Genomic DNA, 1,641 nt, shown 5'->3' with positions numbered 1-1,641 from the left:
ACCCAGCCGGCGAGGGCCAGGTAGGGCCCGAAGGGCATGGGGGCGCCGCGCAGCCGCGGCACCGCCAACTGCATCAGGATGCCGATGATGGCGCCGATCCCCGCGGAGAGGATCAGCAGCAGCGGCAGGTACTGCCAGCCCATCCAGGCGCCCAGGGCGGCCAGCAGCTTGAAGTCGCCATAGCCCATACCCTCCTTGCCGGTGAGCAGCTTGAAGGCCCAGTAGAAGCTCCACAGCGCGAGATACCCCGCCATGGCGCCGATCACTGCGCTCGGCAGCAATAGCGGCTGGAACAGCAGCTGGTAGAGCAGCCCCGCCCACAGCAGCGGCAGGGTGAGGATGTCCGGCAAGAGCTGGGTGCGCAGGTCGATCACCGCCATGGCGAGCAGTGAAAGGCAGGCCCCCAGCACGAAGAGCCCCTGCCAGCTCGGCCCGAACAGCGCCACCACGGCGAGCGTCAGCGCCCCGCCGGCCAGCTCCACCAGCGGGTACTGGGGGCTGATGGCCGCATCGCAGTTCGCGCAGCGCCCGCGGCGCTTGAGCCAGCCCACCACCGGCAGGTTGTCGTGCCAGGCGATGGCGGCCTCGCAGCTCGGGCACATCGAGCGGGGCGTGGCCAGGTTGAAGCGGGCCTGCTCCTCTTCGGGCAGCTCCAGCGCCTCGCGGGCCTCGGCCCGCCAGCCCAGCATCAGCATCACCGGCAGGCGCACGATCACCACGTTGAGAAAGCTGCCCAGGCAGAGGCCGATGAAGGCCGCCAGCGGCCAGAGCAGGGGAGAGGGTAGATCCATCAAAACGCGTTCCTTGAGTTATCGAAATTTGGCCTGGTGGCAGCAACACCGCCGGGCGCCTGCGGCGCCATTCGCCGGGCGGAGCCCAGCTCCTACCAGTGGTCACAAGCCAACGAGGCAAAACCATTACCACAGGGGCCTGTTCCTTCTGGTGGATACCCAGCTACCACCTTGGCTGTTGCGACTGGTGGGAGCCACGCTTTGCGGGGCGAATAGGCTGGGACCACAGTATCGTCCGGTAACACCGCCGGGCGGCTTCGCCGCCATTCGCCGGGCGGAGCCCAGCTCCCACCAGTGGTCACAAGCCTTGGCAACTCAGCCATTCGTCGAAGCGTCGAACCGCGGGCGGAGCCGATCTCCCACCAGTGGTCGCAAGCCTTGGCAACTCAACCATTCGTCGAAGCGTCGAACCGCCCGCAAAGCCCAGCGCCCACCAGTCGCTCCGGCCAGCTTGTCCTCAGATCACCGAGCCCAGCTCGAAGATCGGCAGGTACATGGAGATGACCAGCCCGCCCACCAGCACGCCGAGCACCACGATGATGAAGGGCTCGAGCAATGAGGTGAGGGTGTCGACCATGTTGTCGACCTCCTCCTCGTAGTAGTCCGCCACCCGGTTGAGCATGGCGTCCAGGGAGCCCGCCTCCTCGCCGATGCCGACCATCTGCACGGCGAGCGTCGGGAAGCGCTCGGTCATGCGCATGGCGAAGGCAAGCTGCTGGCCGGTGGCCACGTCCTCGCGGACCTGCTCCACCGCGCGTTCGTAGACCTTGTTGCCGGTGGCGCCGGCGGCGGTGTCCAGGGCCTCCACCAGCGGCACGCCGGCGCCGAAGGTGGTGGCCAGGGTGCGCGA

General features: G+C 68.0%; 2 protein-coding genes. Both read right to left on the bottom strand.

Annotated elements, in window-relative coordinates; genetic code table 11:
* A partial coding sequence (locus IBX53_RS16075; RefSeq protein WP_290911382.1) for an A24 family peptidase occupies nt 1-791 on the bottom strand: 791 nt, incomplete at its 3' end.
* 457 nt (nt 792-1,248) lie between these two features.
* A partial coding sequence (locus tag IBX53_RS16070) for a type II secretion system F family protein (protein WP_290911379.1) occupies nt 1,249-1,641 on the bottom strand: 393 nt, incomplete at its 5' end.

It is taken from the genome of Halomonas sp. (assembly GCF_014859505.1).
In the GTDB taxonomy this organism is placed as follows: Bacteria; Pseudomonadota; Gammaproteobacteria; order Pseudomonadales; family Halomonadaceae; genus Halomonas.
The sequence above is the reverse complement of the archived record's forward strand: the minus strand, read 5'-3'. Positions and strand labels throughout refer to the sequence as shown.